Here is a 20,605-nt window from a genome sequence, read left to right as displayed (position 1 = left end):
TAAGTATCTTGAATACTACGTTTTGAGGGTGATGACACCTACGGGTGCTTTCCAGCTTGTAGCTCTGTCGTTAGAGATTAAACAGATGTATTTGGTTAAGTCAGTGTCTCTAACACAACAAGCCATCAAAACATTGGCGAGGAAAACATAACCTGAGTAATCAGAGGACAAAATGTCTAACTTTGTATTCGTTTTAGACACCAACAAACAACCACTTGAGCCAGTAGAACCAGGACAAGCAAGACGATTGTTAAAACTAGCCCAAGCTGCTGTTTATCTCCGTTACCCGTTCACAATTATTCTGAAATATGCGGTTGATAGCCCAAAAACCCAACCCACTCAATTAAAAATTGACCCAGGTTCTAAAACTACTGGGTTGGCTTTAGTACAGGGCGATAAAGTTATCTGGGGTGCTGAGTTGACCCATCGCGGACAACAAATAAAAAATGACTTAGAGTCACGTCGCGCCCTTCGTCGCAATCGTCGCAACCGAAAGACTCGTTACCGCAAACCACGTTTTCTGAACCGCACAAGAGCGCCTGGATGGTTGCCACCAAGCTTAGAATCCAGGTTAAAAAACATCGTGACTTGGGTCAACCGCATCCGTCGATATGTCCCAATTACAGGCATATCCCAAGAGTTAGTTAAGTTTGACTTCCTTGCAATGCAGAACCCTGAAATATCCGGCAAGGAGTATCAGCAAGGTGAACTTGCGGGCTATGAAGTCAGAGAATACTTGCTTGAGAAGTGGGGGAGAAAATGTGCCTATTGCGGTGTTGAAAACTTACCTTTTGAGGTAGAACATATCCACCCAAGATCAAAAGGGGGGAGCGATCGCGTTTCCAATCTTACCCTAGCCTGCCGTGGCTGCAACCAAGGCAAAGGCAATCAAGATATTCGGGATTTCTTGTCCAAAAAGCCTGACATCCTGTCCCGTATTTTGAAACAGGCCTCACAACCCTTGAAAGATGCAACTGCTGTGAATTCAACCCGCTGGGCATTGTTCCAACAACTTAAACAAACAGGATTGCCAATAGAAGTTTCAACAGGAGGTAGAACAAAGTACAACCGCACTCGTTTAGGACTACCTAAAACTCATTGGCTGGATGCAGCTTGTGTAGGAAACGTAGAAGTGCTGCAAGTTTTCACGAAGCAACCGTTGTTAATTGCAGCTAAAGGATGGGGCAGCCGTCAAATGTGTACAACCAATAAATACGGATTTCCTGTCAAGCACAGAACACGGTGCAAAACGTTTTTTGGGTTTGGGACAGGTGACATGGTAAGTGCAATTCTTCCCTTTGGGAAGTTTGCAGGCACTCACGTCGGCAGGCTGACGGTTAGAGAAAGCGGAGTTTTTGAAATGAGAACGCCACTCGGCAAGGTTAGCCCAGTGCGTCATAAATACTGTAAATCAATCCACCGCAACGATGGGTATATGTATGCGTTTTCCACTTTTGTCCAATGAATCAGCGATTAGAGGCGTAGCGATCGCACAAAAACTCAACGGTCAAGATATGGCTTCGATATCCACTTGAAAAAAATTGTTGGTGCGTTAGCTTTCTGCGTAACGAACCATCCCCAATATTTACTGTGGCTGTGTAAGTCCTAAATTAGCCTCACGTTAAAGTAATCTACAGCCTTAAGATAGAGTTTGACGTGGCTAATTTTAATACTATCAATAATGACTGATGCAAGAGGAAGTTGTATGACAGCAGAAATATCCGCAGTCTGGGACAAGATTGAGAGCATGATCAATGGCTTCATTGTCCTGCTGCCTAATATGATACTAGCGTTAATTGTTTTTGGAATCTTTTTCTTTGTTGGCAGGTCAATTAAGAGAGCGGTCAGGCGGCTTACCCGCAACCACCGCCAATCCCGGAATTTGGGACTGGTGTTGGGAAGGTTAGCGCAGGGTATTACTGTTCTGATTGGTCTGTTTATTGCCTTGTCGATTGTAATTCCCACATTTAGAGCAGGCGATTTGGTGCAACTGCTGGGAATTAGCGGGGTAGCGATTGGTTTTGCCTTTCGCGATATCTTACAAAACTTCCTAGCTGGTATCTTAATTCTTTTGACGGAACCGTTCCAAATCGATGACCAGATTGTGTTTAAAAACTTTGAGGGAACCGTAGAAAGTATTGAAACTCGCGCTACAACAATCCGAACCTATGATGGTCGCCGGATTGTAATTCCCAATGCGGAATTGTTCATTAATTCTGTTACTGTGAATACCGCCTTTGATAAACGCCGGATGGAATACGACGTTGGTATCGGCTACGGCGATGATATTCAGCGAGCCAAGCAGTTAATGATGGAAGCCCTGCACAGTGTGGAAGAGGTTTTGAAAGACCCTGCTCCTGACGTGTTGCTGATGGAACTTGCAGGAAGTAGCGTCAATATCCGCGCTCGATGGTGGATTGCTCCGCCGCGAAGAATGGACGATCTGCGATCGCGGGACAAGGTACTTTTTGCGATTAAGGAAAAGCTGACTGCCAATGGCATCGACTTGCCCTTTCCTACGCAGCAAATTTTGTTTCACGACCAAACCGAAGAGACGGATGGCGATCGCAAACGTCAGCGCGAAGGATGGCCCGCTGGTAATGGCGAAGTTCCCAAACCGCGCAGCATCAGCGGTTCTCTGCGACAGCTAATTGAACAGCGAGCGCAACAAGATGGCAACGGACAATCTTCACGCCACCCCAACTCATGAAAAATGTCAAGTTAAGCAAAATTTGGGACTCGCTGCACTCTAGCTACTGGTTTATCCCAACGTTGATGGCGCTGGGGTCGATGATTTTAGCGATCGCCATGCTGACACTTGACCGCAGGGGTAATATACCAAACTGGAGGTGGATTTACACGGGTGGAACTGATGGTGCGCGATCGGTTCTTTCATCGGTTGCCGGTTCAATGATCAGCGTTGTTGCTACAGCTTTTTCCATTACTATTGTGGCGCTTCAGTTGGCGAGTTCAAATTTTGGTCCCCGATTGCTGCGTAATTTTATGCAGGATACGGGCAATCAAATCGTGCTTGGCACTTTCATTGGCACGTTTATTTACTGTTTACTGGTACTGCGAACCATTCATGCAGAAGGAGAAGGATACAGCCTCTTTGTACCCCAACTCTCGGTTACAGTTGGTACCGGATTGGCAATTGCCAGTATCGGCGTACTGATTTACTTTATCCATCACGCATCAACCATTATTCAAGCCTCCCATGTAATTACTCAGGTTAGTGGCGATTTAGACAAAGCTCTAGATCGTCTGTTTCCCGATAAAATCGGACAAGGTAAAGCGAACAACTCGCGACAAGTGGGAGAAATTCCTGCAAATTTTGACTCGGAAGCAAGTCCAATCAAAGCCACTGGCGAGGGTTATTTGCAAGCAATCGATGACAACGAATTAATGAAAATTGCCCGTCAGTACAATCTGCTTGTACGTCTTACAACTCGACCGGGAAAGTTTATCGTCAAGGGCAGCGATGTAGCGATGGTTTTCCCGGAAAAACAGGTGAATCAAAGCCTGAAACAACAGATTAACGATGCTTTTATTCTGGGCAAAGAACGGACTGAATATCAAGATGTAGAATTTCCAATCGATCAATTAGTTGAAATTGCCTTGCGTGCGATTTCTCCTGGTATCAACGATCCGTTTACTGCGATTCGGTGTATAGATCGACTCAGCGCCGGATTATCCCGCCTCGCTCAAAGGGATTTTCCCTCGCCCTATCGCTACGACGATGAAGATAATTTGCGCGTCATTGTTGAAGGAGTGACCTTTGAAGGGTTAGTCGATACTGCCTTTAACCAAATTCGCCAGTACAGTAAATCAGATGTGGCGGTAACAATTCGCTTATTGGAAGCTATAGCTTGCATCGCCACTTACACCCGCAATTCAAAACAACGAAAAGCTTTACGCCGTCAGGCGGAGATGATTTTAAATACTAGCCGCGAACAAATCTCTCCGGAGCAAGACCAGAAAGATGTCCAAGAGAAGTATTACCAAGTCATTAAAGCTTTAGGCGAGGATTAATTTGCTTGACCATAATTATGGTAATAACAGCAGCTTTACGACCTGCTCCTAATACTTTAGCTTTAACCGCGCTGATTGCCATTGGTTTAGCGCTGACACATTTATTTTGCGGCAAGTTGCGGTTTGATCCTATTCCTCGCAGTCGCTGGCTTTCAGCAGCAAGTGGGGTTTCGGTAGCTTATGTTTTTGTGCATATTTTACCGGAACTAAATCAGCACCAAGCGGTATTAGAGCAAGTAGAAGCAGGAGTTATTTCTTATCTAGAACACCACGTTTATTTAATAGCTTTGTTAGGATTGACTGTATTTTACGGCGTGGAGCGAATGGCAAATTTATCTCGTCACCGTGGCGAAGAGGATGTGACCAGTCTTGGTGTTTTTTGGTTGCACATTGGCTCTTTTTCAATCTACAACGCTCTGATTGGTTATCTGCTGCTGCATCGGGAAGAACCGGGCATTACCAATCTGCTGTTGTTTTCTTGTGCAATGGCACTGCACTTTGCAGTGAACGACTCTGGTTTGCGGCAACACCACAAGCATATTTATGAGCGCATCGGACGCTGGATACTAGCAGCAGCTATTATTGTGGGGTGGGTGTTGGGTAGCGCTACTGAAATTGGAAAAACTGCGATCGCAGTTTTATTTGCTTTTTTAGCCGGAGGAATTGTTCTCAACGTCCTCAAAGAAGAATTGCCCGAAGAACGAGAAAGTCGGTTTTGGGCATTTGCTCTTGGTGCTGGAATTTACACGGCTCTTTTATTGGCTTTGTAGAGGAATCAAATAAAGCCAAAACGTTGGAGGTCAAAACCATTAGAAGGAATCCATCGAATCCTGGGGTAAAAAAGTTAATGTTGATGGGAGCACTAGCGACTCTAACTATGAGTAATGTACTTAGTGAATTAGGTAAACAACCCGGTTTCTGGCGCCCATGCGTAAGTCCTATATAGCAATCCTTGCAGGAGTCGTAAACTTTTTACCCCACCCCAACCCTCCCCTTATCAAGGGGAGGGAGTAAGAAATTCACAAATGATTTAGGATTGCTCTATATAATTTGTAGGCGGGCATAAAAAATTTTCCTCTGAGGTAGGGCTGATGTTTCCAGTGTGGTTGCAGGCAGGATTTTGGGGTTTAGTGGGGGGTTCGGCGCTGCTACTGGGAGCGGCGGTGGGTTACTTTGTGAACATTCCTCAGCGCGCGATCGCAACAATTATGGCTTTTGGCGCTGGTGTGCTGATTTCAGCGCTATCCTTTGAACTGATGGATGAAGCTTACAAGCGCGGCGGTTTCGACTCTACGGCGATCGGCTTTTTGGGGGGCGCTGCTGTCTACACAGCCGCCAATTGGTTTTTGAATCAGCAGGGAGCAAAACACCGCAAGCGATCGGGCGCTTTGCACCCAGCTAAAAAAGAGTCAGGTGATGGCGGATTAGCCATCGCCCTCGGCGCCCTGTTAGACGGGATACCGGAGTCGATCGTCGTTGGTGTCAGCATGATTTCTGGAGGCGCTGTTAGTTGGGTGACAGTAACGGCAATTTTCCTCTCCAACATTCCCGAAGGACTCTCTAGCGCCGCCGGTATGAAAAAAGCAGGGAGATCGATGGGTTACGTTTTTGGAGTTTGGGGCGCGATCGCAGTTATTTCCGGTATCGCAGCATTGTTAGGATATGCGGTTTTCAGCCACTTTTCTTCGGAAGTAATAGCCGCAACAACCGCCGTAGCAGCAGGGGGTATTTTAGCAATGATCTCAGATACTATGATTCCCGAAGCATTCGAGGAAACTCACGATTTTGCTGGACTAATTACTGTCTGCGGATTTTTAGCTGCTTTTGTACTCAGCAAGTTAGCAGAAAGATAATTGATAATTAGTCCTCAGTCTTAACTAATAGAGAATTGGTAATTGCTGAGAGTTATAGTGTTTTGGATATAGACACAGAGGAATTTGATATGTTGCCAAGCTGTATCTGGACATAAAAAAGTTTATAATTAACATGAAATGCCGCAGCCTGTAAAGAGGTGTTGGAAGATTTATGTGTGTCAAGTTAGGGCATATCCTGGATGAAAGGTACGAAATTCTCGCTTTGTTGGGAGAGGGAGGGTTTGCTAGAACCTACACGGCTGTACAAATAAACAAACCTAATAATCCTCTGTGCGTTGTTAAGGAAATTCCTTTTCCCCCATCGAACGATCCGCGCGTCTTGGACAGGGCAAGGAAGCGATTTGAAAGGGAGGCTAGCGCTTTGCGCCGTCTCGGCAAAAACTCGCGCATTCCCGAATTATTCGATAGCTTTGAAGAAAACGATTATTTTTACTTAGTTCAAGAATATATTGAAGGACATCCGCTTAGTCAAGAACTCACTGCGGGCGATGGGTGGAATGAGAAAAAAACTCTTGCTTTGTTACGGGAAGTTCTGGAAATATTAAAATCTGTCCACCCAGAAAAGATTATTCACCGCGATATTACACCTTCTAATTTAATTCGGCGCGAAACAGATAAAAAAATTGTTTTAATTGATTTTGGGGCTGTCAAAGAAATCAGCACTTTTACCTCTAACTCTACTGGTGAAATCTTCACCTCGCAGGCGATCGGCACCAGCGGTTATATGCCTGCCGAACAATACAACCCGCGGTCTACCCCGCAACCCTACAATGATATTTATGCCGTAGGAATCATCGCGATTCAAGCCCTCACGGGGCGGCGTCCCACCAATCTGCCACAAGACCCCGAAACTTGTGAAATTATTTGGGATTACTCGATGCCCGATCGCCCTGCAGTACAAGTTAGCGACAACCTCAAAAATATTTTAACCCAGATGGTGCGTTTCCACTTTCAAGACCGCTACCAATCTGTGGAGGAAGTTTTGCAAGACTTGGATTTGTCGATCGTCCCAGGGCGCGAGTTACCCAAAACTTCGCGGAAGTTGCGATCAAGCTGGCGCTGGCTGCTGTTCAGCTTTGCGGGAATTGCGGCTTTTGGGGCGATCGTACTTTTAATCCCCAGAATTTCCCCGCTAATCCCCAGAATTTCCCCGCAACCAACGCTGGCTACACCCTCCGCAGATGGTGTAAGTTCCGGCGAAAAACTCCTCGTGCAAACCTCCGCCTTGTGGTCAAAACAAAGGGGAATCAATGAGTTTGCCGACTCAAATTATCGCGAAGCTTTAAAATTGCTCAAACAGTCCTGGCGGGAAGACCGCAGAGATCCCGAAACTTTAATTTACATCAACAATGCTTTGCTGAAGGCAATAAATGCAGAATATTACACGATCGCAATTGTTGTCCCTATCCGTCGCAATCAGGACGGCAGCATCCTCAACGCAAATTTAGCAGAAGAACTGCTTCGTGGCATTGCTCAAGCTCAAACCGAAGTTAATTTAGGTCTTCTGGCTGCAAATGAGAACAATAAAGATTTTCCCGGTCAAGGCTTTCTCGAACCAAAAGCTATTAAAGGAAAAGGTCTCAAAGTCATCATTGCTGATGATGGCAATATCAAATCCTACGCCGTTCAAAGGGCTAATTATCTGGTCGCTCAGCCCGATATTCTAGCAGTTATCGGACACTACACCAGCGACATGACTGTGGAAACAGTAGATATTTACAATCGAAATCAACTCGTCGCCATTTCTCCGGGAAGCACCACAGAAGAACTGACGCGAAAACCTCGAAAATTTTTCTTTCGGACGGCTCCGACAACTAGCATAGAAGCTGAAGCTTTAGTAAATCAACTGCTAGGGGTCGGTGAGAAAAAAGCCGCAGTATTTTACAATCCCAACAGTCCGTTCAGCGCTTCTTTATGGGAAGAGTTCAAAAAGCAATTTGAAGCAAAAGGAGGCGCGACTTTTAGAATCAGTAATTATTACGACTTATCTAAAAATAATTTTAAGGCCGAAGCAGCAATCAAAGAAGTTGAGAAAGCAGGAAAAACAGCCTTACTTGTCATTCCCGACGGTCAAGTCACTAATTCCCTGGAAAATGCGATCGAAATGATTAAAGCTAATGGCGATCGCAATTGGATTGTCGGGCCCTGGACTCTGTACGAGCCGAGAACATTAGAAGTCGCAAAAGAGCTAAAGTCTGTTGAAAAACTGGGCATATCTGTGTTTTGGCATCCGTTAATAAGTTTTGACAAAAAATTTCCGCACAATGCTGAAAAATTGTGGGGAGGTCCGGTCAATACTCGATCGGCTTTAACCTACGATGCCGCCCGGACGCTGATTAAAGCCCTAGAACTGCAGCCAGAACCCAGCCGCGAAGGAATGCAAAAAACCTTAGCCGATCCCAACTTTAAAGCCGAGGGAGCCACGGGTATAATAGAGTTTGACTCAAAGACTGGAAATCGGAAAAACCCTCCTAAACGAGTGGCGCATATTGTGCCGTGTTCTAGAGAACAGTTTGGAGTTACATTTGTGCCGAACGAATTTCCCACAGCCGCAGATGCAGGTTTAAAGTGCGATTGAATTGATATAGCAATCCTTGCAGGAGTCGTAAACTTTTTACCCCACCCCAACCCTCCCCTTATCAAGGGGCTACCGTGTACACACAAGTCAAAGTAAACTAGGCTCATGTTTTGAGAGAGGTATAAACCGTGGACAATCCTATACTAATTCACGCCTCCCTCCTCGAAGGAACAGCCTTTGGAGACCCAAGGCTGGTAAAAAGGGGGCGGCATTATATGAAGCTTTCTTGCCAGCATCAATCGGTAAATATTCGTCAAATCAGCCGAAATCGAGCTGAATAACTAGGATACTATCGTTTTTTGGAGAATGAAAATGTGACCGTATCGGAATTAGTGCAAAGCCTATCGAGGCATTGCCAAAAAAATATAGAAGGACGGCACATATTAGCCATCAGTGATAAGCTGTTGCACATTTAAACTGTGATACAAACATTACCCTTGTTTTTGATTGTGCGACCATATTTAATTATTAATTGCCCTTCATTTAAGAGGCGGTGTAATAAATACTCTAGCTCTTCAATAGATGTAAAAAGTCTATTGGCAATATATTCTTTTACCGAATGCCATACTAATTCAATTAAGTTATAGTCGGGGCTGTATTCGGGGAGGAATTCTCAATGAAGGTTAGGCATTTCTGTTTCAATTATTTTTAGGTACTCTTCTTTCTTGTGAAAACTAACATTATCAAGAATAATCACTATTTTCGCTTTTTTTTCAGCAAATTCTGAGGCTTGATTACCTGCAACGCCCAATCTTCTACCCTGATGCTGTCTGTTGAAACTATCGCAGGCAGTTTTTTTTTCAAATTGCAAGTCTCCGAAAACGTCAACGGTCGCTGGCATCTATCTTATTGTTGAACCTGATAGCTGATCGCCAGCAACCGTTGCCGTTCTTGAGAACTGTTCGCTAGTCTCACAGCGATCGTACTTTTTGACCTGCTTCGTCTAAACTCCAATCGCCAACAGTCTCTTCTATTTGACAATACACAGCCTCTTTCTGATATTCAGATAGGGGCTTTGTTGTTTTTGCTGATTAAGTTGCCATACCTGTTAAAGTAATTCCGATCGCCCTCAACCCTCAACACGGTTTTATGCTATGTGGGACAAAATTGCCGCGCACATCTGTGAAACAACCGGAGAAACATTTTCGATCGACAATCGCCGTTCCGTCAGCGGTGGCTGCATCAATCAAGGCTATTCTATCAGCAGCAGTTCCCGCACTTACTTCGTGAAAATCAATCAAGCTTCCCAAGTCGCGGTGTTTGAAGCAGAAGCGCTGGGTTTGCAGCAAATGGGGGAAACCCAGACGATTCGAGTACCTGAGCCGATTTGCTGGGGAACTGAGGGGAATTCAGCTTATATTGTGCTGGAATGGCTGGATTTGAGAAGTCGCGGGGACGATCGAGCTTGGGAAGAAATGGGGCGAAAACTCGCCGAAATGCACAAATACACTCCCCCCAACCCCCCGTTGCTAAGGGGGGGAGAAAAGGCGAACTCAACCTTGCTAAGGGGATGTTTTGGTTGGGATATTAATAATACGATCGGCTCAACGGTGCAAATTAATAATTGGACGGCAAATTGGGCAGAATTTTGGGCAGAACATCGGATTGGTTATCAGTTAAAATTGGCTAAGCGTCGGGGCGGTCATTTTCCGCAAGGGGAACGTTTATTAGAGGTAATTCCTGAGTTGTTAGCAGGCCACGAACCGCAACCTTCGCTGGTTCACGGGGATTTGTGGGGGGGGAATGCGGGGGTAACATCTGCGGGGGAACCGGTGATTTTTGACCCGGCGGCATATTTTGGCGATCGAGAAGTTGATATTGCGATGACGGAGTTATTTGGTGGGTTTCCAGCAGAGTTTTATCGAGGATATAATCAGCTTTGGGCGTTGGATTTAGGGTATGAAAAACGCAAAATTCTTTACAATTTATATCACATTTTGAATCATTTTAATTTATTTGGGGGGAGTTATGCATCCCAGGCGAATCAGATGATTAATCGAATCTTGGGTTAAAATTTAAATAGTATCTGGATTCTATTTATAAATGAAGTACCTGCACTGCGGCATCAAGTTGGGATTTATCATTTTGTTTTTGACAGGCCTTACGCCTGGAAAGTCTTTAGCAGCTTTACCCTTGCAGGTGGGTGTCTATCATGGTGGTGGTTCTCGATACATTCAGATTGCTGAGAAACAAAATAGAATCTGCTTCAAAGGCTTTTCTTCTAACGGAGTTACTGTCGCTTCCGTGGCGGTAGATACTAGCAGCCAAGAATTATACGAAATCAACGGATTTGGCGGTACATTGCTATTTCAGGAAGATCAAGGAACTCTTTTGTTTGGTCAAAGGAATCAGTTGAGTAAGTATACGGCAGATTATGGATTTCCTAGGGATTTAGATGATGATTTGAAAGAGTGTCTGAGTTCCAAAAAGCCATTTTTTAGGCAGAAGTCAGGTGGTAGAGGTGCTCGTTAATATTGTAGGGACACGGCAATGCCGTGTCCTGATTTCTTGGTTTTTGAGACTTTATTTTTGCTTAGCTGTTGCTTTTTTCTTCGCTTCTTTTTCGGCTTTTTTAGCCGCTTTTTCAGCTTCAAGTTTGGCTAACTTGGCTAGCTCTTTTTCTTCAGCAATTTTATCCAGATAGTAGTGGTAATCTCCCAAATAAGGGCGAAACTCTCCATCCCGGATTTCGACTATTTTGTTGGCGACTTGGGAGATGAAATAGCGATCGTGCGAAACGATAATTACGGTACCGTCATAATTCTGAATCGCCTCTTCCATCATCTCTTTCGCCGGAATGTCGAGGTGATTTGTCGGTTCGTCCAAAATCAGCAAATTCACGGGAGTTAACAGCATTTTTGCCAAAGCTAAGCGAGCTTTTTCTCCCCCGCTTAAAGCGCCAACCTGTTTGAATACTGTTTCGCCCGTAAATAAGAAACGACCCAACAAAGTCCGAACTTCTTCATTTTTCCAGTCGGGAACTTCGTCGTGAATCGTTTGCATCACGGTTTTATTCAAATCTAAGGCCTCTGCCTGATTCTGTTCAAAGTAACCGGGGATGACGTTGTGACCTCCCAATTTGACCGTACCTTCAGTCGGCTTTTCCAAGCCCATAATCATCCGCAGCAGGGTTGATTTGCCCGCGCCGTTGGGACCGAGAAAGGCAATGCGATCGCCCCTTTCAATTAATAAGTCGGCTCCCAAAAATAGGATTTTTTCGCCGTAGGTATGCACCAAATCTTCAATTATTGCTACTTCGCGACCGCTGCGGGGTGCGGGGGGAAAGCGGAAATGCAAAGTTTTTAATCCGCCGGTGGGCGCTTCGATGCGTTCGATTTTGTCTAACTGTTTCTCGCGACTTTTGGCTTGGGTGCTGCGAGTGGCGCTGGCGCGGAATTTTTCTACGAATGCTTGCTGTTTTTCGAGTTCTTTTTGCTGGCTTTCGTAGGCGCTGAGTTGGGCTTCTCTGGCTTCTGCTTTTTGCAGCAGGTAGGAGGAGTAGTTGCCGAGGTAGGTGGTGGAAACGCCGCGTTCGGTTTCGACGATTTGCGTGCAAAGCCGATCGAGAAATTCCCGGTCATGGGATACGATTACCATCGGGGTTATCAGCCCTTTCAGGTAAACTTCCAGCCATTCGATGGTTTCTAAGTCGAGGTGGTTGGTAGGTTCGTCTAGCAGCAGGATGTCGGGTTTTTGCAGGAGAATTTTGCCTAAACTCATCCGCATTTGCCAGCCGCCGCTGAAGGCGCTGACTAATCGATCGCCGTCTTCGGGTTCAAATCCGATTTCGGGCAGAATTTTCTCGATTTGGGCTTCTAAACCGTAGCCGTTTAAGCCTTCAAATTGCCGTTGCAGCCGATCCATTTTGTGGATCAGTTCGTCGAGATTTTCTGGGGTGGAGGTTTCCAAGTCTCGATGCACTTGCATCAGGGATTCGTGGACATCGTTGGCTTCGCTGAAGGCGCGCCAAAATTCTTCTCTGACGGTGCGAGTCGGATCTACTTCAAATTCTTGGGAGAGGTAGGCGATGTGTAAGCTGGCGGGGCGAATAACTTCGCCTGCGGTGGGTTCGATTTCGCCGGCGATGATTTTGAGTTGGGTGGATTTGCCGGCACCGTTAACGCCTACTAAGCCGATGCGATCGCCTGGCTTGACTTCCCAGGTGACATCTTTGAGTACGACGCCTGTGGGGTAAATTTTACTGATGTGTTCGAGTCGCAGCATTGTTGTGGGGACTGGGGAAGGGCAGGTTTAGCGGCGGATGGGATGCCGGCGCTGAGGTCGAGTTAATCTTAACAAATTTTAATTATATTTAGGGTATTGCCAGATTTTGATTTGGTAGGAGTTACGCGAAGAAACGGGGTTTCTATGAAAAATCGCAGATTCTGGGCTAGAGATATAGGAAGAAACCCGGTTTCTCGCCTCGATGTGGATTCAGGACTATTTGGGTGGGGCGATCGCTGCCGATCTTATGAGTTAATAAACCTGTCAATAATCCCCTATAAGTCAATACGGTTCAGTTAAGGCTATGCAATGCTTCAAACAATAAATATCAGGAGGATTCATTATGATTCCAGTACCTCTGTGTTTAACTTGTTTAGACAGAAACTTTGAGACAGGGTTTTTCACGACTCTTGGGTTGTTTCTCGGAACTCTTTCCGGTATATTTTGATCAAGAATCTCCCAAGTCAACCAAGCCCAAAAAAGGGAATTTCCTGTGGTTGTAACCCCTGAAATTTTGGGAGCGCACGACGAACAACTCGTAATCTGCCAGTAAAAGAAAGACGCAAGGGTGAAATGCTTGAGTTGCTTGCCGTTTGAAAAATCAATGACCTTACCGATCTTGGGCCCTAGTAGGAAACCATAAATTTCTTGTACCCCCTCCTTTGGTTTTTGAGAACGAATATGAGTTTTTCGTCCTAATAAATATACTTTCAGTTCATCAATCGTATTCTCAACTTCCCAACCTTGATGATATTCATAGGCAAGGAACTGGGCTCGAAAATTTTCCGCGTCCAACAAGCTGGTAATTAAACGATATCTAATTTGTGCTTCTGGGCTGTAGTAATTCTCAATTGTGTACTCAATTACTCTTACCTTTATGGCCTGAAATCCTTTTTTTATTAAATTGCCGGATGGATAAATCCAACTCAAATATGAACCATCATCTAATTGTGTTTCGTTTAAGAATTTAACGTGGGATGGAATTCGCCCCCAATACTCACAACCTTTACTGACTGTGGCTTCTACCATCGCATAAAAATGTAAACCTCTATCCCACATCAATAGCATTCCCGCCGTTGCAGAGCGTAAAAACTTTAACGCTCTTACTCTTTCTCCCATTTTATATGGACACATTAAGGCGTAAAATATTAAATGTGTTCCTGCCTCTACTAAAATGACTAATCTAGCTTTGGGGAACGCTGCTATCGTACCCGGACGGCTTCCTGGACGACCACAAGCCCTAGCATTTTCATCACGCAGAGGGGATATCTAAGCAGGTTCCATCTATCACTACGACCCTGACTTCGCTGATAAAAGCTCCTACTGTTTCAACTGTAGCCATTGGTCGCACTAATGAATGAAACAACTGTCTCATCACGCCTGCTCCTAATCTTTGTCTGGCTTGAGTAATTGCCGATTTACATGGAAACCGCCAATATTTACCAATTTTTATCCATGCTTCATTAAGACCATTAATTAAATTTTTTCAGACATCCCGCATTGAATCTTTTGACCACAGGCTCATGGCGATTACCAGACACACTACCAGTTGTGCTGGCGCAGGCGCGATGACGTTTTTCTTCAACATTTGTTTTCGCAATAGCTTGTTCGATGGCACTTGCTGGAATTGCTATCTCTATGGCGTTGAATATCTCCTTACTTGGGATTTTGGGAGATAAAAAGTGAGAATTATTTGAGATGCACGCTAACTTGCTCTCCTTTTGTGGACACCATACCTAACTTACCAGGGTTTGAGCCTTAACTGAACCGTATTGAATTATAATATTATTTATTGTTTAACCACTCGGTTACTTCAGTATTTTGTCGAGCTGTTAAATACCCTTTTCGCCCTTTATGTCCTAGTTTGATTCCGGCGATGCCTTTGGTTTTAAATTGCTTTTTCCAATAACCAATAAAAAAATTACTTACACCTAAAATATTGCTAATTTCATGGTAAATATTACCTGAGATCGCCATCCTTACAGCTATTGCTCGTTTTAGTTATCTGGCATCGAGATCGCTTTTAATGAAAGATTCTCTCATAAGCTATTTCTATTTCCCTATCTTTTTGTTGCAGTTGTAAGTTATTCATTTTTTTATTGTCAAATCAAGTATTGCATATAATTGCATCATAGTCTTGATAATGATTTAGGATTGCTATAATTCTTTGGCGAAAGTGCACTAATAAAGATGGGTCAAATGCGAGTTCATGGCTGTAGCTTGATTGACCGATAAAGTATTGTAGATAGGGGTTTTCCCGGATTTGTTTTACTATTGGACGATCGCTAATTCCTAATTTTTATTTAAAAATTAATGCCCCTAATGCCATCCTAAATGATTTGGCGGGTGCACTCTTTTCTACGGGGAAGTTAGCCGCATATTCTGATTCAAATTCATCCCACGGGATTAGTTGGGCCATTTTTACCCAACGGTTAAGGAGTGACAACCTTCCACATGAGGGGAGTTCAAAGTCGGAGGGTGAGGGGTAAGCAAGCTCAGCTTTTATGTACACGAGCGCAGGCTCGTGATGCAAAGATTTTGTACTATTTTACCTGTTTATTTTGCACACTTTTCTTGATCGTGCGATCACATAACCAAGCCGTGTAACCTTTCTGCACTTATCCAGCAAGCCCTAATTAGATTAATAGCTTAAGGTGCGCCGCAGCGCACCCTACAGAATTAGATCGCAGCTATCAATCCTGCAACTTCAGCAACGGTTCAATCTGCTGCCTTTGAAACTGCAATTCATCCGCCAAAGGCTGGTAAATTTCTCGATCGCCCGATTCATTGCAATAATCCCACAAACCATTGTAACAGTGCCTATCGTCGTCCCAACCCGGATGGTTAACAATCGGATACAAGCAGATTCCCTCTATCGGAACTCCTGCTTTCATCGCCGCCATTACCTCAGTGCACACATAATTAAACCAGACAGGTCTAAAATCGTCTTCAGTGCCTGTTTCTGCTATGAATAAAGGGCGGCGGTAGCGCTCAAACACTTCTTGCAGCATTTCACGAAACGGGCGGTACAGCGGATCGGTGTATTTCATCGGGTCTTCATTGTGAATCCACTGATTGCGATCGTAATAATTCACCCCAATAATATCGAGATATTTTTCCTTACCGCCGAGTTCCGGGCGAAAACGTCCAGCCAACATATCCCAAGCTTGATATTGAGATAAGCGATAACCTTCCGCTGCGTCCCGATCCTCCGGTTTGTCAGGATCGGCAATAATGTTAATTGTGGGATCGATTTGAACGATGCGAGTGCGGGGATTGACTTCCCAAACTGATTCTATCGCTGCGATCGCAGCTTTGATTAACTGGATTTTGAGCTCGTCTCCCCGCCCTTTGGCAAACGGATTGATGTAGGCGACATCGCCGCCGGCCCAAGCAATAAATGAAATTTCATTAACAGGTGTCACGAAAGGTGTTTGGTCGGTTTCCTCAGTTAGCACTTCCATAAAAGCGCGCACCATGTTTGCAAACCTGGACACAAATTCGGGACTGAAAATATCAATATCGTCTGGCCAGCCGTAGTGAAACAAATCCCAAATTACCTGCATTTTCATGTCGCGGGCGGCCCGGATGATTGGCAGGGAACTGGAAAAATCGTATTTTCCGGGTGTCTGTTCAATTAAGTGCCAGCGGAGGCCTTCGCGGACTGTATAAATGCCTTGTTCCTGCAAGCGTTGGTAGTCGGCTGCTGCAAATTTATCGTGACCGGTGGCGGCTGTGACATCGAGGCGTTTTCCAGATTGCACTCTGTGGGTGGAACATTCAAATCCGCCCATGAAAAAACTTTGAAACATCAATCGAATGGGTAATGGGTCATTGGGCATTGGGCATTAGGCATGGGGCATGGGGCATTGGGCATTGGGTATTAGGAATTTAGAAATTGGTAATTGTTAGCAATTAACTAATAACTAATAACTAATAACTAATAACTAATAACTAATAACCGAGCCCCCATGCCCCATGCCCCATGCCCCATGCCCGATTAGCACTGAGTAATAGCTTGCGGCTGTGAACTTTCTTCGGGAATATCCCAGCCGAGAGTTGCCGCTGCGATCACCTCTATGGGAAACTTGGGAGTACGATCGGCATACAGCAAACCGTTAGCTTCTTGGTAAGTATCGGTTAACTGGGTGTAACAAAATCCGCTGAACATTTCCACTTGGTTTACCACCTTCAACAGCGCGCTGTAGCGCCTTTGCAGTTCCTGGGTGTCCGACGCGCGCACGTAGCCCCAAACCCTGTAAAAATCGGGGTTTTCGCGACCGGCGCAGGCGATGCCACCGAATTCTGTCAGCATCATCGGCTGTCCTTGGTGCGGGTGCCCGTCGAGGGTGAGGACTCGCCCGCCGGGACGCCCGCGATCGAACAAATCCGCTAGCTGGACTTCAGGCCCGTAGCGCTTGGCTAGGGTGTGCGGGTTGTTGTCGTAGTCGTGAATCGCCAGGATGTCGGTATCGATGCTTTCCCAGCCGTCGTTACCGATGACGGGGCGAGTCGGATCGAGGGTTTTGGTCAAGAAATACAGCGCTTGCACGTAGTTGCGGTGGGCGGCTGCTTCGACTAAATTCGGAACTCCCCAGGATTCGTTGAACGGCACCCAGACTACGATACAGGGGTGGCTGCCGTCGCGCTCAATGACTTCCGTCCACTCCCGCGTCAGCCGTTGCACGGCTTTGGGAGTGAAACGGTAGGCGCTGGGCATTTCTTCCCAAACTAGGAGCCCGAGCACGTCAGCCCAGTACAAAAATCGGGGGTCTTCGATTTTTTGGTGCTTGCGGACGCCGTTGAAACCCATTGCTTTGACTAATTCGACATCGTGCCGCAAAGCTTCGTCGGAGGGGGCAGTCATCATGGTGTCGGGCCAGTAACCTTGGTCGAGCACCAGTCGCAAATAGTAGGGGCGGCCGTTTAGCATGAAGCGATCGCGCTGGATGCTGACCGTCCGCATGGCGGTATAAGATTTAACCTCGTCGAGTAGTTTGCCGTCTGCCCACAACTGCACTTGAGCGTTAATTAGCGTTGGTTTTTCGGGACTCCACAGCAATTCGTTGCGGTAGTCGTCGATACCAGGGTCGGAGAGGGCGATGCGGCGGTGGATTTCGCCATTGAGGACTTCGTAGGTGTCGTTGACCAGCAGCAGACAGCCGATCGACAGTTTAACTTTAATCTGGATTCCCGACTGGCGATCGCCCGCGACAAACGCTTCAAAACCGATTTCCCAGCGTTCAAACTGGGGAGTCCAGCGGATGCGCTCGATATAAGTGTGAGGCACCAATTCTACCCACACTGTCTGCCAAATGCCTGTCGTGCGCGGATACCAAATACTATGTGGCTCTATTTGCCAATCTTGCTTGCCGCGCGGTTGCTCCAAACCTTGCGGGTCGTCCTGGGCCCAGACTGTCACCCGCTGCGGCCCGTTGAAGTTCACAACTGCTGTAATGTCGGCAGTGAAAGGAGTGTGTCCGCCTTCGTGTTCGATGACAAACTGACCGTTCACCCAGACGCGGGCGCGGTAGTCTACGGCCCCAAAGTGGAGGAGAACTCTGCCTTCTGTGTGAGGTATGTCAAATTCGCGTTCATACCAGCAGTTGGCGTGAAAATTCGTGTCGCCGATCCCGCTTTTTGCCGATTCTGGAGCAAACGGCACTTCTATAGTGTGAGTCCACTCAGAAATATCGATCGGCTGCACGCAGTGGCCCGCGTCATCGTAAGCAAACCTCCACTGACCATTGAGACAAATCCAGTTGCTCCGGCGCAGTTGGGGGCGCGGATAACCTGTTTTCCGTCCTTGAACTGTCACCTTACTATCAAGAGTTGCAGACTCTTCTATCTCGCAATTTTCTAGTTCTCTACCTAACCAACTCATCGGCACATCTACCTGAAGTTATATATATAGGTTAGCGACAATTGCCCCGACTTTGACAAGTTTTTTGCTGATTAATTTGCAAAAGTTCTGCACCTTAAAACAGCCTCATCTGAAGGATCTCTTGTGCTGAACTCATTAATCAAAAGAAAGAAGAAAAAACCAGGAAGATTTTTCCTATCACTGACTCTCCACCTCTCCCCCTCTCGCTCTAGCTAGCAAGACTTTGCAAACCTCCTAACGGTTCAGTTAGCTCACTTTTGAGAGAAAATTCTTCGGCAAACGGCAAACAATGAAATATTTGCTGTAGTCCCGTGAGTTCAAATAGAATTCTAACTTGTTCGCTCATGGCAGAGAGCAAAAGTATACATTCGCTGTCTCTAACTAATTTCACGATCGCCACTACAGCCATTAACTCGGAATTTTTCAGGAAATTTATTTTTGAGAAATCCAGCATAATAATTTTGCCACCGCTTTCAATTAGGCGCTGTATTTCTTTCTGAAACTGAGCAGATTGAGAAATTTCCAAAACCTCATGAGACAAAACAATTTTAACTATAACCTTCATTTTCACCTCAATGTTTGTTTGAATTATTAAATAACTTTTGATGAAAACCGAGTAAGGTGCTCCGTGGGCACCTTACCTTTTACCCGTAACTCGCAGCTTCCAGCTACTTGCTAACAGATTTGCTGTTGCCGTTGCCGTTGCTGTTGCCGTTGTTGACAGCAGCGACTTCTAGAGAAGCTGCTGCTGGGCGAGGGGCAACTTCATTGGAGGAGCTTACATTAGAGGCAGAACCGTTAACATTTTCTACCAATTCAATCACCGGCTTGGTAGTAATTTGTTTGTAAGTTGTCAGAGCTTGAGCGACCACTTGATCCATGTTGTAATACCTGTAAGTCGCCAGCCTTCCTACGAAAGAGACTCCCGGAGTTGCATCAGCCAAAGCCTTATATTTCTTGTAAATTTCGGCATTTTCAGGACGCGGAACCGGGTAGTAAGGGTCTCCCTCAGCTTGGGGATATTCGTAGACAATGCTAGTTTTTTGATGCTCTTGTCCGGTGAGGTATTTAAACTCCGTGCACCGAGTATATAAATGCTCGTTGGGGTAATTTACCACCGGTGCTTCTTGGTGTACAGGTACGTTCAGCGTTTCGTGCTTAAATTCCAAGGAACGGTAAGGAAGTTTGCCATAGCAATAATTGAAATAGGAATCGACCGGCCCGGTGTAAATCATTTCCCCGTAAGGGATAAAACCCTCAATCTCCCGGTAGTCGGTATTCAGCATCACCTTGATGTTTGGGTGAGAAAGCATCTTTTCAAACATCCGAGTGTAGCCGTGCAGCGGCATTGCTTGATAAGTATCGGTGAAATAGCGATCGTCCCGGTTAATGCGAGTGGGTACGCGCGCAATCACTGAGTTGTCGAGTTCCGACGGGTCCATTCCCCACTGTTTGCGGGTGTAGTTGCGGAAGAATTTCTCGTAAAGTTCGCGACCCACTTTGCTGACAACTACATCTTCAGAAGTGCGAATGTAATCCTTTGGTTCTGCTACTTTCGCGAAGAAATCTTCTACTTCAAATGAGGTGAGATTCAGTCCGTAAAGTTTGTTTACGGTGTTGAGATTGATCGGAATTGGCAGGAGTTGACCGTCAACGCTGGCGAGGACGCGGTGTTCGTAGGGCCGCCACTCGGTGAACCGTGAAAGATACTCGAAAACTGGGCGCGAATTGGTGTGAAAAATGTGGGGGCCGTATTTGTGTACGAGGATGCCGTGGTTGTCGTAGTGATCGTATGCGTTCCCACCGATGTGGTTGCGGGTATCAATTATCAGAACTGTTTTTCCGGCTTCATTTGCTAGTCTTTCGGCAATGACGCTACCTGCAAATCCTGCTCCGACGATTAAATAGTCAAACATTGAAACACCTCTGATTGTGGGTAAGGGTAAGGAATAATTGGTAATTGGACATACAGCGAGGAGTGTTGAGTGTTAAGTTTTGAATCCCTAACGTGTA

14 protein-coding genes and 4 pseudogenes are annotated in these 20,605 nt (G+C 45.7%); 9 read left to right on the top strand and 9 right to left on the bottom strand.

Translation table 11 applies throughout. The features are described 5' to 3' along the window. Window positions 1-172: 172 nt before the first annotated feature. The 7 genes and pseudogenes from iscB to QUB37_RS06660 form a co-directional block, all read left to right on the top strand. A complete protein-coding gene (gene iscB, locus QUB37_RS06690; RefSeq protein WP_333160310.1) occupies window positions 173-1,465 on the top strand; it encodes an RNA-guided endonuclease IscB in 1,293 nt (430 codons plus the stop codon). A gap of 240 nt (window positions 1,466-1,705) precedes the next feature. After that, entirely contained in the window at window positions 1,706-2,710 is a 1,005-nt protein-coding gene (locus QUB37_RS06685; protein ID WP_333160308.1) for a mechanosensitive ion channel family protein, read from the top strand. After that, the gene (locus tag QUB37_RS06680; RefSeq protein ID WP_333160306.1) at window positions 2,707-4,032 is read left to right on the top strand and encodes a DUF2254 domain-containing protein; all 1,326 of its coding nucleotides are present in this window, start codon (window positions 2,707-2,709) and stop codon (window positions 4,030-4,032) included. The genes QUB37_RS06685 and QUB37_RS06680 overlap by 4 nt, the downstream gene beginning before the upstream one ends. 17 nt (window positions 4,033-4,049) lie before the next feature. Continuing rightward, the gene (locus QUB37_RS06675; protein ID WP_333160304.1) at window positions 4,050-4,802 is read left to right on the top strand and encodes a hypothetical protein; all 753 of its coding nucleotides are present in this window, start codon (window positions 4,050-4,052) and stop codon (window positions 4,800-4,802) included. A 321-nt stretch (window positions 4,803-5,123) separates the two neighbouring features. After that, window positions 5,124-5,885 (top strand): ZIP family zinc transporter, encoded by a 762-nt coding sequence (locus QUB37_RS06670; protein WP_333160302.1) that lies wholly within the window; start codon window positions 5,124-5,126, stop codon window positions 5,883-5,885. A gap of 172 nt (window positions 5,886-6,057) precedes the next feature. Further along, a complete protein-coding gene (locus tag QUB37_RS06665; protein WP_333160300.1) occupies window positions 6,058-8,484 on the top strand; it encodes a bifunctional serine/threonine-protein kinase/ABC transporter substrate-binding protein in 2,427 nt (808 codons plus the stop codon). 215 nt (window positions 8,485-8,699) lie between these two features. Next, window positions 8,700-8,882: pseudogene (locus tag QUB37_RS06660) on the top strand (IS4-like element ISSysp3 family transposase); the annotation flags it as partial. Window positions 8,883-8,896: 14 nt separating this feature from the next. On the opposite strand, the pseudogene QUB37_RS06655 reads toward QUB37_RS06660, so the two are convergent. Then, a pseudogene (locus tag QUB37_RS06655) lies at window positions 8,897-9,223 on the bottom strand (transposase); the annotation flags it as partial. 355 nt (window positions 9,224-9,578) lie between these two features. Here QUB37_RS06655 and QUB37_RS06650 point away from each other — a divergent pair. Together QUB37_RS06650 and QUB37_RS06645 are read left to right on the top strand one after the other, a co-directional pair. Further along, entirely contained in the window at window positions 9,579-10,496 is a 918-nt protein-coding gene (locus QUB37_RS06650; RefSeq protein WP_333160298.1) for a fructosamine kinase family protein, read from the top strand. A 31-nt stretch (window positions 10,497-10,527) separates the two neighbouring features. Beyond that, the gene (locus tag QUB37_RS06645) at window positions 10,528-10,956 is read left to right on the top strand and encodes a hypothetical protein (protein ID WP_333160296.1); all 429 of its coding nucleotides are present in this window, start codon (window positions 10,528-10,530) and stop codon (window positions 10,954-10,956) included. A 51-nt stretch (window positions 10,957-11,007) separates the two neighbouring features. Here the strand turns inward: QUB37_RS06645 and QUB37_RS06640 are convergent, their stop codons facing one another. The 8 genes and pseudogenes from QUB37_RS06640 to glf all read right to left on the bottom strand — a co-directional run bounded on the left by QUB37_RS06640 (window position 11,008) and on the right by glf (window position 20,508). Beyond that, window positions 11,008-12,708: an ABC-F family ATP-binding cassette domain-containing protein gene (locus tag QUB37_RS06640; protein WP_333160294.1), complete on the bottom strand. Its 1,701-nt coding sequence runs from the start codon at window positions 12,706-12,708 to the stop codon at window positions 11,008-11,010. A gap of 464 nt (window positions 12,709-13,172) precedes the next feature. Beyond that, window positions 13,173-14,296 (bottom strand): annotated as a pseudogene (locus QUB37_RS06635) (IS4 family transposase). A 197-nt stretch (window positions 14,297-14,493) separates the two neighbouring features. Then, on the bottom strand, window positions 14,494-14,697 hold the full coding sequence (locus tag QUB37_RS29785) for a helix-turn-helix domain-containing protein (RefSeq protein ID WP_445251299.1): 204 nt from the start codon (window positions 14,695-14,697) through the stop codon (window positions 14,494-14,496). A 172-nt stretch (window positions 14,698-14,869) separates the two neighbouring features. Next, window positions 14,870-15,220: pseudogene (locus QUB37_RS06630) on the bottom strand (transposase); the annotation flags it as partial. Between the two features lie 181 nt (window positions 15,221-15,401). After that, on the bottom strand, window positions 15,402-16,550 hold the full coding sequence (locus QUB37_RS06625; RefSeq protein WP_333160292.1) for a beta-glucosidase: 1,149 nt from the start codon (window positions 16,548-16,550) through the stop codon (window positions 15,402-15,404). A 158-nt stretch (window positions 16,551-16,708) separates the two neighbouring features. After that, window positions 16,709-18,592 carry a glycoside hydrolase family 2 TIM barrel-domain containing protein gene (locus QUB37_RS06620; protein WP_333160290.1) on the bottom strand — a complete coding sequence of 628 codons (1,884 nt, stop codon included), beginning with the start codon at window positions 18,590-18,592 and terminating at the stop codon, window positions 16,709-16,711. A gap of 208 nt (window positions 18,593-18,800) precedes the next feature. Beyond that, on the bottom strand, window positions 18,801-19,157 hold the full coding sequence (locus tag QUB37_RS06615; protein WP_333160288.1) for an STAS domain-containing protein: 357 nt from the start codon (window positions 19,155-19,157) through the stop codon (window positions 18,801-18,803). 103 nt (window positions 19,158-19,260) lie between these two features. After that, window positions 19,261-20,508: a UDP-galactopyranose mutase gene (glf, locus tag QUB37_RS06610; protein ID WP_333160287.1), complete on the bottom strand. Its 1,248-nt coding sequence runs from the start codon at window positions 20,506-20,508 to the stop codon at window positions 19,261-19,263. Between the last annotated feature and the right edge of the window lie 97 nt (window positions 20,509-20,605).

The sequence above is a fragment of the Microcoleus sp. AT3-A2 genome (genome assembly GCF_036705685.1).
Lineage (GTDB): Bacteria > Cyanobacteriota > Cyanobacteriia > Cyanobacteriales > Microcoleaceae > Microcoleus.
The sequence above is the reverse complement of the archived record's forward strand: the minus strand, read 5'-3'. Positions and strand labels throughout refer to the sequence as shown.

Coding starts and splice junctions, on each gene's coding strand:
- iscB (WP_333160310.1), top strand. CDS start 173: ATGTCTAACTTTGTATTCGTTTTAGACACCAACAAACAACCACTTGAG.
- QUB37_RS06685 (WP_333160308.1), top strand. CDS start 1,706: ATGACAGCAGAAATATCCGCAGTCTGGGACAAGATTGAGAGCATGATC.
- QUB37_RS06680 (WP_333160306.1), top strand. CDS start 2,707: ATGAAAAATGTCAAGTTAAGCAAAATTTGGGACTCGCTGCACTCTAGC.
- QUB37_RS06675 (WP_333160304.1), top strand. CDS start 4,050: ATGGTAATAACAGCAGCTTTACGACCTGCTCCTAATACTTTAGCTTTA.
- QUB37_RS06670 (WP_333160302.1), top strand. CDS start 5,124: ATGTTTCCAGTGTGGTTGCAGGCAGGATTTTGGGGTTTAGTGGGGGGT.
- QUB37_RS06665 (WP_333160300.1), top strand. CDS start 6,058: ATGTGTGTCAAGTTAGGGCATATCCTGGATGAAAGGTACGAAATTCTC.
- QUB37_RS06650 (WP_333160298.1), top strand. CDS start 9,579: ATGTGGGACAAAATTGCCGCGCACATCTGTGAAACAACCGGAGAAACA.
- QUB37_RS06645 (WP_333160296.1), top strand. CDS start 10,528: ATGAAGTACCTGCACTGCGGCATCAAGTTGGGATTTATCATTTTGTTT.
- QUB37_RS06640 (WP_333160294.1), bottom strand. CDS start 12,708: ATGCTGCGACTCGAACACATCAGTAAAATTTACCCCACAGGCGTCGTA.
- QUB37_RS06625 (WP_333160292.1), bottom strand. CDS start 16,550: ATGCCCAATGACCCATTACCCATTCGATTGATGTTTCAAAGTTTTTTC.
- QUB37_RS06620 (WP_333160290.1), bottom strand. CDS start 18,592: ATGAGTTGGTTAGGTAGAGAACTAGAAAATTGCGAGATAGAAGAGTCT.
- QUB37_RS06615 (WP_333160288.1), bottom strand. CDS start 19,157: ATGAAGGTTATAGTTAAAATTGTTTTGTCTCATGAGGTTTTGGAAATT.
- glf (WP_333160287.1), bottom strand. CDS start 20,508: ATGTTTGACTATTTAATCGTCGGAGCAGGATTTGCAGGTAGCGTCATT.